The organism is Pelotomaculum sp. PtaB.Bin117 (assembly GCF_002067195.1).
Taxonomy (GTDB): domain Bacteria; phylum Bacillota; class Desulfotomaculia; order Desulfotomaculales; family Pelotomaculaceae; genus Pelotomaculum_D; species Pelotomaculum_D terephthalicicum.
Genome location: NZ_MVQM01000171.1, coordinates 1 through 11258, shown reverse-complemented (window position 1 = coordinate 11258; position 11258 = coordinate 1). Strand labels below are relative to the sequence as shown.

General features: G+C 45.2%; 13 protein-coding genes. 11 read left to right on the top strand and 2 right to left on the bottom strand.

All coding sequences use genetic code 11. The features are described 5' to 3' along the window. Positions 1-200 precede the first annotated feature (200 nt). Positions 201-980, bottom strand: a complete 780-nt coding sequence (locus A4E54_RS14255) for a DUF169 domain-containing protein (protein WP_286726502.1) — start codon at positions 978-980, stop codon at positions 201-203. A 165-nt stretch (positions 981-1145) separates the two neighbouring features. Beyond that, the gene (locus A4E54_RS14250) at positions 1146-1718 is read right to left on the bottom strand and encodes a DUF5105 domain-containing protein (protein ID WP_240084915.1); all 573 of its coding nucleotides are present in this window, start codon (positions 1716-1718) and stop codon (positions 1146-1148) included. A 189-nt stretch (positions 1719-1907) separates the two neighbouring features. Between A4E54_RS14250 and A4E54_RS14245 the strand changes: the two genes are divergently transcribed. From A4E54_RS14245 to A4E54_RS14195, 11 genes are all read left to right on the top strand, one after another. Then, a complete protein-coding gene (locus A4E54_RS14245; protein ID WP_312038121.1) occupies positions 1908-2246 on the top strand; it encodes a TnpV protein in 339 nt (112 codons plus the stop codon). A gap of 559 nt (positions 2247-2805) precedes the next feature. Next, entirely contained in the window at positions 2806-3882 is a 1077-nt protein-coding gene (rsgA, locus tag A4E54_RS14240) for a ribosome small subunit-dependent GTPase A (RefSeq protein ID WP_240084913.1), read from the top strand. Between the two features lie 134 nt (positions 3883-4016). After that, positions 4017-4286 carry a CD3324 family protein gene (locus tag A4E54_RS14235; RefSeq protein WP_240084912.1) on the top strand — a complete coding sequence of 90 codons (270 nt, stop codon included), beginning with the start codon at positions 4017-4019 and terminating at the stop codon, positions 4284-4286. A gap of 227 nt (positions 4287-4513) precedes the next feature. After that, positions 4514-5158, top strand: coding sequence for an SAM-dependent methyltransferase (locus tag A4E54_RS14230; protein WP_286726498.1), 645 nt, complete (start codon positions 4514-4516; stop codon positions 5156-5158). Between the two features lie 588 nt (positions 5159-5746). Beyond that, positions 5747-6166 (top strand): hypothetical protein, encoded by a 420-nt coding sequence (locus A4E54_RS14225; RefSeq protein ID WP_240084910.1) that lies wholly within the window; start codon positions 5747-5749, stop codon positions 6164-6166. 33 nt (positions 6167-6199) lie between these two features. Continuing rightward, positions 6200-6868: a site-specific integrase gene (locus A4E54_RS14220; protein WP_240084909.1), complete on the top strand. Its 669-nt coding sequence runs from the start codon at positions 6200-6202 to the stop codon at positions 6866-6868. A gap of 10 nt (positions 6869-6878) precedes the next feature. Further along, positions 6879-7451, top strand: a complete 573-nt coding sequence (locus A4E54_RS14215; protein ID WP_286726494.1) for a tyrosine-type recombinase/integrase — start codon at positions 6879-6881, stop codon at positions 7449-7451. Continuing rightward, positions 7448-8422 (top strand): tyrosine-type recombinase/integrase, encoded by a 975-nt coding sequence (locus A4E54_RS14210; protein ID WP_240084907.1) that lies wholly within the window; start codon positions 7448-7450, stop codon positions 8420-8422. The genes A4E54_RS14215 and A4E54_RS14210 overlap by 4 nt, the downstream gene beginning before the upstream one ends. Further along, on the top strand, positions 8410-9456 hold the full coding sequence (locus tag A4E54_RS14205; protein ID WP_286726493.1) for a tyrosine-type recombinase/integrase: 1047 nt from the start codon (positions 8410-8412) through the stop codon (positions 9454-9456). Before A4E54_RS14210 ends, A4E54_RS14205 begins: the two co-directional genes overlap by 13 nt. A 285-nt stretch (positions 9457-9741) precedes the next feature. Then, positions 9742-10083: a plasmid mobilization protein gene (locus A4E54_RS14200; RefSeq protein WP_240085138.1), complete on the top strand. Its 342-nt coding sequence runs from the start codon at positions 9742-9744 to the stop codon at positions 10081-10083. 27 nt (positions 10084-10110) lie between these two features. Continuing rightward, positions 10111-10899 (top strand): DUF4368 domain-containing protein, encoded by a 789-nt coding sequence (locus A4E54_RS14195; RefSeq protein ID WP_240085139.1) that lies wholly within the window; start codon positions 10111-10113, stop codon positions 10897-10899. Positions 10900-11258: the final 359 nt, after the last annotated feature.

The window sequence follows — 11258 nt, the reverse complement described above, 5'->3', positions numbered from 1 at the left end:
TCCTTGATGACATACATACTGACCGTCCGGTCTAATCTTAGTGTATAGGTATCTTTTTCATTTTCAAGTGCTTTTTCTTTAGAATCAGAATGCGGCAGGAGCCAAGGTCCTCCATGCCGCACTCAGAATAATCCCCATCTTCTAGTTATCGTTTTATATTGACTGTCTTCCACGACGCGCGGAAGGTTTTTATATTTCTTTTACTGATTCCTTTTTTTTATTTTTAACCACTCATCCCTGGTCAGGAAACTCTCCTCCACGTTGCTTTCCATTTCAAGAAACATCTTGTAAGGAACGCTGAAGGAAAGGATGTCTTTTGCCACGTGTTTGCGGGCGGAAACGTCTATAAGGCCGATAACCCCCCTTGGGTTATCCGACTTCCCTTCATTGAGAGGGATGATACAGATGCTGTGGCAACCGGCGCCCATTGGGACAATAACGTTGTCGCCGCCGTGCCTGGCATAGTTTGCCAGTACCACCATGGCTGAAAGCTGATCCGGGGCAGCCAGGAAAACCACCACTTCCGGTTTTTCACCTGATAAAAGTATTTCCAGCGGCTTAAATACTACGTACTCAGTGGGAACATCATAATAGGGAAGAGCGTCTATAAAGGACTTGGCGAACTCCGGAGTTTTCTTGTATGCTTCGCCATGTTCCAAGGCGGGCAAATTTTTCACTATATTTTTACCAATTTCGCTTTGGCAGAATTCTTTGTTGCCCATAGACAGGAAATATTCGATACCACCCGGCATATTAATGTAAGTATTGCCGAAACCGAGACCGGTGCCGCCGCCGCTGCAACCGTAAGTCTTACGGTCGAAAACCGTAATCCGTCCTTTCGCCGCCGCTTGAAGCATGGCCACCACACAGCCCCAGCGTCCTTCCTTAAACTGGGTTGCCCCTTCGGGTTTTTCATTGGTGAATACAATAGCTACGGGAGCATACCTTAGGTTAACGGACTCCGCGATCTTGCTTTTCATTTTCCTTCACCTCTTATTTTTTTCAGTAAAACCAACAAATCTTCTTTGTCTTTTTGAGATAAATTCGAAGCTACTTCGGAGCTGGCCTCAAGCGACAAGCGAGAAAGGGTTAAATTTATAAACAGCTTGCTCTACCTGTCTACCGGAAGTTGGATATGATTAATTTTACTTAAAGGCTTTTGAGGCATTTCCAGTGATTGCATCAAATAGTTCTTCGTTATCCTGGGCTATCTTCCACCCATCTTTTGTTTTAATCAAATTAACATTAACCTCATTAGCCACTTTTGGAGCCTGCGCATCCGAAATGCTATTTTCCAAATACTGATTCATCAAATTATCCATTTGTTCATTGCTAGCGTTCTTATCATCAGAAAATGCACTTGCAAAAGCCATTGGCATTAATTCGCTCATTACTTTTGTAGCGATACGAACCATATCAATTGCAGTAACCTTAACCTTAACGGTTAACTTTTCTCCTGTTGTACTTGAAGTACCAACCTCATAAGTAGCTTTTGATAAGATCAATTTGCCAATTCTTTCGCCTTCATCATTCTTAATAATATCCTTAGATATATCTTTATCTGAGGTTTCCGTATAAGTCGCCGCTTTATCAAAGTCGCATGTTTGTAGAGATGTTAGAAACTCTTTGGTAACAGTTTCAGGCGATTGCCCGAATGAACAACCTACCAGAACAATTCCGATTAAACCCACCAATACAAATAAAATAAACCTACGCAAAACTATCTCCCTTCTTTATGCTTTTTCATGATTTCTTTACCATATCGACATTTCCTCCTAATCGACAAAATATTGCATAATGTTACATTGAAGAAACATATCGATAAAAGCAAAAACCCAGCCTAAGGCGGCATGTGATAAGGAAGTAATCTCAAACAAACATTGGATAGTCGGCAAACGGTATTGTAAATAAGCTGGAAACAGCAACTACAAACGTATTGGAGGCTAAAGCAAATAAAAGAGATTACTTATTCACAGTCTGGAGATTACCTGTTGCCTGATGTAGCTCTGCCCGAAGCCGAACAGGCTACAATCGGCAAGTACGGTATGCTGCGCCATACCTATCTAAAAACCCACAGGCGCGGATTGTATGCAAAGCTATTGTTGTCAGGCGAATTATACACCCATCTCGCCAAAGTGGATTTACTTGCAAGGGAAATGATCCAGGACATTATAAACCAAACCAGCCGAAAAAGAAATCTGCCGGATAAGGCAAGCCGGGATGGAATGGGTCGGCGCGATGAATGAACTAAATCATGAGGCCGAGGAAAGCGCCCTCTATCAAATCGTTTATAAGTAAAGCATAGTTTTAAAAGTACCTGTTGGACACTTAACCGACAGGTACTTTTTCTGTCTTAAGCGGAGCGACCATCTTCGGGCCAACATGGCCCGAAGTGGCAAGGGTTTGGGGCAGGCCCCAACAAGCAGATTTTTTGTGTTTTGGCCGCAGGGCAAAATGCAAAAAATACGCAAGTGTATTGACACTTGCCCTGCTTGCCGATTAGCGGAAGCCCTAATATGATGCAATGATAGGGATTTGACAATTTTGCGAAATGATGTTACTCTATTATATAATTATTAGAAAGAGGTGTATTGATGTCGGTCGTCCGATAAGGTAATTATTTGTATCACAGAGGCAGGGTTTTGACCTGCTTATTTTGTGTACCCAAATGCCTTACGGAATGACGGAGAAGTGTTTGTTTAACACCTTCTTTTGTTTGTTTTGCAGCGCAGTGGGTAACTGCGCTTTTTTTATTGTCGCAAGGCTATTTGGTACGCATATACTTTGCGAAAGGATTTGAAACCATTGAATATCAATTTGAAAAACTACGGACTAAACGAACGCTTTGAACAGGAGGCAACCTTATATAATGGCCTGTTTATCGCCAGAGTTACCGAGCAACACCGCGACCTATATAAAGTAGTTAGTGAATACGGAGAAATAGATGCAAGTGTTTCGGGTAAATTTGCTTACCACGCAAACGACCAAACCAGCTTCCCCGCCGTTGGGGATTGGGTGATGATTGACCGATTGGACGGAAGCACCGGCAATGCAATCATTCATCATATCCTGCGCCGCAAAAGCGTTTTAGCGCGGCAATCTGCCGGTACGGAAAATGCTGGACAGGTGATTGCGGCCAATATTGACACTATCTTCATTTGTATGTCGCTCAATGCGGATTTTAATATCCGGCGAATTGAACGATATTTAACAATCGCATGGGATAGTATGGCGACCCCGGTTATCGTTCTGACAAAATCCGATTTGTGTATTGATTTACCGCAGAAGCTTAACGATATTGCTTCGGTGAGCATGGGAGCGGAGGTCATTACCTGTTCTTCTGAAAACGGGAATGGATTTGACGAGATTAACGCTTATATCGGGCAAGGAAAGACGATTGCGTTTGTCGGTTCATCAGGAGTTGGCAAGTCCACACTTATTAACCGCCTTATGGGGCAGGATGTGCTTGCAACAAGAGCGATACGGGAAGATGATGCCAAGGGCAGACATACCACAACCCACCGCCAACTATTGCTATTGCCAAATGGCGGCATTGTCATAGACACGCCCGGTATGCGGGAGTTGCAGATTTATACGGGCAACCTGTCAAAAACCTTTGAAGATATTGAAGAAATTGCCGCCCGGTGCAAATTTGGCGACTGTTCTCACGGAGCAGAGCCGGGCTGCGCCATTAGAGAAGCAATCGAAAATGGAATACTGTCCGAAAAACGCTTTGAGAGCTATCAAAAATTGCAACGGGAAGTATCATACGCCGGATTAAATGCCCGCCAGCTTGAAAACGAGAAACTCAATAGAATGTTCGGCGGCAAGGGTGAAATGAAACAATTAAAGAAGCATATTAAAGACAAGAACAATAGATAAATACGAAAGGAGCGTTGTCTTATCCCTAAAGGTGCATTGGAGTCGGTATTGTGCGTAGCAAGGGCTATCGCATAATTCAAATATGAGGATAGTCCTTGCGTAATCCTATTTTTTGATTATTTAGGAGGCGCACAATGGGCTATAAAAATGCAATCTGTATATTGCCAGATGATTTGATTATGGCAATACAACAACATATTGACGGCGAATATCTTTATATTCCTCGTAAAGAAGAAAACAAAAAAGGCTGGGGCGAATTAAGTAATAGTAGACAATTGCTTGACGAACGTAATGCAACCATTTTTACGGAATACCAGCGTGGTACACCTGTCCCGCAACTGGCAAATAAGTTCTATTTGTCGCCCAAGACTGTATATAAGATATTATCCGAAATGAAGAAATGATAAATATACCTTAAAGGCGGCATGGCAGATTTGTCATGTCGCCTTTTTGCTTCTGTATCGTTCAGTAGGGAGCTTTTATAAAAGGAACGGGGTATAATTTAACTATGCAAAAGCAATAAAGCAAATAAAAGATAAGATAAGGAGCAATTACAATGGAGTATCCAATAAGCCAAAAGTACAATACCCCCGAATTACTGGCTACGGCCATGGGGCCTAACCCATTCAAATTGCAGGAAGAAATGCTGCTAAATCATAAAATCCCTGCCGGAAGTCTCGTCTGCGACCTCGGAAGTGGGCAAGGGCATACAAGTGTTATGCTCGTAAAAGATTATGGCTTCAAGGTTTACGCCGCCGATTTGTGGAGTGAGCCGCAGGAAAACCGTAGTTTTTTTTATAAAATGGGATTAACCCTTGAACAGATTACACCCGTTAAGGCTGACGCCACCGCCTTGCCCTTTGAAAAAGAATTTTTCGATGCGGTAGTCAGCACAGATTCCTATAACTATTGGGGACGTGACCCAAAATACTTGGACGAAAAACTACTGCCCTTTGTCAAACACGGTGGATATATTTACTGCTGCGTACCCGGCCTGAAAAAAGATTGCCATGATAACCTGCCGAAAGAATTGCTTCTCTCGTGGACACCGGAGCAGCTTGCCTATCTGCGTGATATTGCTTATTGGACGGAAATAGTGAATAGCAGCCGTGATGCAGAGGTAATTTCCATATACGAGATGGAAAGCAACGAGAACGTTTGGGTGGATTGGCTGAATCAAGAAGAAAATGAGATTGCGGTTCATTGCCGCAAAACAATGGACGCAGGCGGCGGGAAATATCTGAATTTTATTGCTTTCGTACTACGGAAAAAATAATAGCGCCGGACGCTACCGCCTATGCAAAAGAGAGATAAAGCAGTGAAAAGAACCCTAAAAATAGCTTCCACCCCAAAATGCCGCCAGACAACGGAAATAAAAAAAACCGTTGTCATGGTGGCTGAATAGTTGTGCAAAAAAACAATTATAAAATAGATGGCGGTTTTGAAAATCAAAAATCTAAGCCGCCGTGTTTCTTAAAAAGGAGACTGCCGAGGGCACGATAAGTATGTCCTTTTTTGCCCCATATGTATTAGCGGCGGCTTGGGGATAGGGGGCCTTTATGTATCCCAAGTTGCCGTGTTCTGCTGTGGAGGGGCCGCTATTCTACCGTAGCGGCCGGATATAGCAGAAGTTTTAATTCTACACAACTTCAAAAAATTAAAAGGATATTCGGAAGGCTACTGCGCTCATTTTCATTCGACACCTTTCAGGGATTTTCCCTTAAAGGTGTTTTTTTGCGCCCTTTTTCGACCGCCTGCGGTATGTATCGTACGGTCATATCGGACAAACCGGTAAGAAACTGCCGCTCCCCGCCTTCCCTGTTTCGATTGCCCATGCCTAAAGAATCGAAACGGAGGATTGAACATGAAAACCATCAATCTGCGGGATTATTACCCGGCATATACATCGGACACATTTCTTGAAGTACAAGACGAGATTATAGAGGCGCTTACCCAATTCAAGCGCGACGACCATGCGTATTACGAGCGCAGGCGTGTCCATAAGGCGTACTATTCCCTCGACATGGACGACGGCATTGAGAACGCCGCTCTGTATCGCGAGCCATCTCCGCAGGGAATTTACGAGAAAGAAATTGCCGATCAGGAGTTTGTACGCGGCCATCAGGAGTTTATCGAAAACGCAGGCAAGGCGTATCCGCGCCTGCTTCCTTCACGGCATGAGCAAGGCCGCGATTGCCCAAAAGGAAAAGTCGGGATAACTTCCAAAAAGCGTTCGTCCTTATTCAGAAATACCCATAATGGAAATAGCAGAATGGCGGAATAGCAATTCTGACTCTATTTCTCAGGAGTGGTACTTATGAACGGGAAAGTTATGGAAGTCAATCAAATGATTCCGCAGATCATGGATGCATTAAGGGGTCTTGGAGTGACAGAGCGCGGTATTTGGAGAAACCATCATGATTTGTACTTGTCTATCGGCAAATTTTATCGCAGCTGCGGGGTAACCCAATACAGCGCAGAGCTTATGGCGGATTACACTTGCATGATCGAAAAGAAGTTTAAGAACGGTGAAATCACCCGGAACCGCTATCGTACTCTATTGAAGGCAGCGGACCGCATGGGCGAATTTTATGCAACGGGCAAGCTACAATGGGCCTGCAGGCCCAGAGGCTCGAAATTCAAATTAAATGATTATTTTGAAGAGCTTCTTGAGCAATTCCTTTCCTCGACTTCGTATCATCCCAACACCAAGGGAGACGTCACCTGGGCCGTCCGAAAATATTTAGCTTTTTTAGAGACACAGGGACATCACGATCTTGCAAATATCAGCATTAAGGATATCCAAGCGTTTCTCATCTACAGTTCGCGCCATTTAAAAGGCGGAAGCCTGTCAAATGTGAGAGGGTATCTCAAGATCTTTCACATGTACCTGCAAAAAACAGAACAGCTTTCCTTTGATTATGAGAAGATTTTATCCCGACCCTATCGTCCGGGAAACAAAAATCTTCCCTTGCCTTACACATGACGAAATATGTATGGTGCTGAATCAGATTGACAGATCCACAAACATTGGCAAACGCGATTATGCCATTGTCACTCTGGCACTGGCCACCGGGCTGCGTGCCGTCGATATTGTAAACCTTAAGCTGAGGGACATAGACTGGCAGACCGGCGAAATCTATATTGTACAACAGAAAACGCAGAAAATATTAACTCTGCCGCTTATACATGCCGTTGGCGAGGCGATTAAAGCCTACATTATACACGGCCGGCCCAATTCCGAATCGGAGTATATGTTCCTTCGAACCAATGCACCGTACCAAAATCTGAGCAATGGCGTATCTATTGCGAATATTTTCAACGAGTATCAAAAGAAAGCCGGTATTGTCCGTAAGCCTTTTGACGGCAAGGGCTTTCATGCGCTCAGACGCGCAGTCGGAAGAAACATGGCTGTTGCCGAAATTCCGGTTATTACAATTTCACAGATTCTTGGCCATGGCAGCATCGAATCCGCCAAGCAATATATTTCCTTAGACAGCGTACATCTGAAGGAATGCGCGCTGGATTTCAGCGGAATCGAAGTCGGAGACGGGGTGTTGCCGGTATGAACCAATTCACAAGCAATCTTGCTCCGCTGATGGAAGAGATGCTCGCTTTCAAAGAAGCTCTCGGCTATGCGCGCTCAACCTATGAATCCCGCTTGCGTGATCTAGACCGCTTTTGCCGAACACATTTCCCTGAAGAATCCCTGCTGAAAAAGGAAATGGTATTGAAATGGATAGAAAAACGCCCGCATGAGAGTGTGCAAAATCTTAAAATCAGAGGCCAAATGATTCGAGGTTGGGGACAATACCTGAACTCCATGGGGATAGAAGCCTACATTTTTCCTGAAAGGTTTGTCGGGCATGCCGAGACATTCACGCCATATGTGTTTTCCGACGCAGAACTCAAAGCATTGTTTAACGCTGCAGACAGGGTTGCCTCCGACCCCGGCGACCCTGGAAAATCCATTGTCATACCTGTGATTTTCCGACTGATTTACACCTGCGGGCTGCGTCTCCATGAGGGGCGTGAACTGAAACGGCAGAATGTAAATCTGGAAACAGGAGAAATTTTGATAACCAAAGCAAAACGGCACAAGGAACGGATCGTAGTTTTGTCCGATGACATGCGCAATCTTTGCAGGATTTATGAAACCAGACGCAATATGATATTCCCGGGCAGCGAGTATTTCTTCCCGCGCGCTGATGGCCGAGCTTATTCCCACCGGCAACTGCGGAGGGAATTTGTATTATGTTGGATTCGAGCCAACCCAGACAAAGCCCCAAATACATTGCCACGGGTGAGGGTATATGATCTGCGTTATCGTTTTGCCTCCGCAATCCTTAACAAATGGCTGGATGAAAAGAAAAATTTATCGGCGATGCTTCCATATCTGCGCGCATACATGGGACACGAAAAAATCTCATCCACCGCGTATTATATACATCTCCTTCCGGAAAACCTGGTCAAATCGTCAGGAATTGACTGGGCCGGATTTCAAGGATTGATTCCGGAGGTGGATGTATGGCCCGAATAACTGACCAAACATTGTTTCAGCTGGTGCACGATTTTTTAAAAGTATATCTGCCACTCTACAAATGCACCAGCCCAAACACGATAAAAGCGTACCGGACGTCCTTGGAACTGCTGTTTGACTTTACCAAACAACAAGAAAATGTCGGATTGGCAGAAATCACATTTAGAATGCTGAATTGCCAAATGGTTACGGATTTTCTTGATCATATTGAATGTTCTCGCGGCTGCAGCACTGCAACAAGGAACCAAAGGCTTGCGTGTATCCGGTCATTCTTTCGCTACGCAGCTTCAATGGAACCAACAACCGTAATGTATCATCTTGCCTTGAAAAAGATACCGCAGAAAAAGACAGTAGCCGCAGGACCAAAATTTATGAGTGAGGCGGCGGTGAAAGCGCTCTTGGAGCAGCCGGATATCAGCACGGCAAAAGGGCTCGGCAATAGATTTTTCATGATTCTGATGTATGATACTGCCGCAAGAATTGGAGAAGTCCTTAACCTTCGGGTAAAAGATATTCATCCGGGAGCGACCCCAACTGCCACATTGCACGGGAAAGGCGCAAAGGTACGGACGGTTCCGCTGATGAAGAAAACAATGGAACATTTCCGCAGCTATATTCGAACGTTCCATCTGGATGCTGACTGCTTTTCCGAAGAATATCTGTTTTATGTCATCCGGGATGGTCAAAAACGCCCGATGTCGGATGACAATGTGCAAAAATTCATGAAGGCATATGGGTTTTCGGCCCGGCAAGTTTGCTCAGAGGTTCCGGAGAATGTTCATCCGCACCTATGGCGGCACAGCCGGGCCATGCACCTATACCAGCACGGCATGGATTTGACCTTGATTTCTCAGTGGCTGGGGCATGCGCAATTGGATACAACGCTGATTTATTCCCATGCGGACACAGAGCAAAAAAGGAAGGCCATTGAGCAATCGATGGATTCGCAAAATCCGCTTTTAGGCAAGGATTCGTCGTTTCGCTTCCAAGTTGATGACGAGGAGGTGTTGAAAAAGCTCTACGGTTTAAAATGAAAAATTATCCCGACTTTTTGCTTGATGTCCAGGATTCGATGTAATCCGAACACCGGCATGATTAAAAAGTTATCCCGATATTTTTAGGTGCATTTTCTATGAGAAGCCTTATTGCAAAGCTTGTTATGGAGAATACGCCTTCTTATTGTCGGGATAATTCTTTTGTCGGGATAACTGCAACTATTCCGACTTCGGGATTGTTGCAGCAAGCACTGAATTTGGTCTCCCAAATTCGCTTGTCAGGGGCAATCCCCTGAACCCCCTTACAGCGCAAGGAGGATTCATATGCGCAAACACAACAATACCTTTCACATCCGTTTCACGGAACAGGAGTATGAAAAGCTGTGCGCGATGTCGGTGAAGACGGGTCTGCCCAAATCCACCTGTATTCGCTTTCTCATTTCCGGACTGGTTCCCAAAGACCGCCCGTCACCGGACTACTACGCCATGACAAAGCAGCTTTACCGGATCGGCAATCTCTTAAATCAAATCGCCGCCCGCGCCCATGCCACCGGGCATATCGATTCCAAGAGGCTAGAAGCAACTACGAAAAGGTCTGCTGAATCTTCAGGACACAACCGTTATGCCCGAACCAATGGACATCAAAGAGGTTATCCGAGAGGCTAAGGCTTTTGAGAAACGGAACTCTGTTATATGGGAAATCAGCAATGGCAAGCCCAATGGGACAGGGTGCAGGAACTGCGGAAGAATAAGCGCAGACCGACCAAAACAGGCAGGACGAGCATGTTCTCAGGCTTGCTCTATTGCGCGGACTGTGGGGCAAAGCTCTACTACTGCACCGCCAACGGCTTTGAGGAACGGCAGAACCATTTTGTCTGCTCCAACTACAAAAGTAACACGGGAACCTGCTCCGTCCACTTCATCCGGGAGGTTGTGCTGTACGCTTTGGTGCTGGAACATGTGCGGGGTGTCGTCCGGTATGTGCGGCAGTTTGAAAAGGTCTTCGTTAGGCAGGTGAGCCTAAAATCCATAGAGGAACAGAAGGCATCTCTTGCCGGAAAGCGGAAGGCGCTGCAAAAGGCACAGGAACGCACGGAGGAAGTCGACCGGCTTTTCAAGCGCATTTACGAGGACAGCACATCTGGGCGGTTATCGGAGGAACGCTACGAAAAGCTATCAGCGGACTTTGATGCCGAGCAAAAGGATTTACAGGACAGGATTGCTGATTTACAAACGGAACTGACCGCGGAGGAACAGCAGGCCGAGGATACGGGGCAATTCCTTATAACGGTCAGAAAATACACGAACATACAGGAGCTTACGCCGACGATTCTAAACGAGTTTATCTCGAAGATCATCATCCATGCGCCCGCCAAGAGCAGCGGGAAGCGGAAGGTGGAAATCGTCTACAACGGCGTGGGCATCCTGAACATCCCCGAACTAACCGATGAAATGTTACGCAGAAACAGAGAAACGGCGTAGCCTTCCGGCCACACCGTTCCCTGTTCATTATACTTCCTTATTGACGCCCGCCGTACGCCGGGATGATTTATTTTTATTTAAGTTTTACCTCATCAGTTTTTACATTAATTCGCGTCAAATTAGATACTTAACAAAAAATAACCAACTAAAAGCCGGTTATTATCTTTAATAGAATCCACTCTGCCCTATGGTAGACCTAGACCTATCCATACAAACCAGATTTAACCTTTCTTTATCCCACTGAACCAAACCGAACCATACTTTACGAACCTGTTAGGATTTGCAACCTATAGCCAATTAAGTTTATGGAATCCAGACCGACCTCATCGATTTGAGCAGAGTGGATTATAATATTACTT